Consider the following 251-nt stretch of genomic DNA (forward strand, 5'->3'; position numbering starts at 1 on the left):
CCTCGACGAAGTCGGCGACGCCGCCGTCTTTCCAACCGACGTCCTGGTCGACGGCCAGTTTGACTTCTTTCGCGGCGGTGTAGTCCATCGAAGCCTCCCAGCTCATTTCCAGCGAGAAGCGATAGGCATCCTTGGTGGCGCGCAGCGAGTGCGGATCCTTGGAGGCGATCTCACGGGCGATGGCCATCGTCTCGCCGCGCAGCTTCGCGAGCGGGAAGGAGAAATTCACCAGCTTGATCTCCGCCGCGCGT

General features: G+C 63.3%; 1 protein-coding gene. It reads right to left on the bottom strand.

The annotated features are described in order from the left end of the window. Positions 1-251: hypothetical protein (locus tag SB660_RS22465; protein WP_486304223.1), on the bottom strand; the 251-nt coding region annotated here is incomplete at both ends.

The sequence above is a fragment of the Bacillus sp. SIMBA_005 genome (assembly GCF_046535585.1).
GTDB classification, from domain to species: domain Bacteria; phylum Bacillota; class Bacilli; order Bacillales; family Bacillaceae; genus Bacillus; species Bacillus pumilus.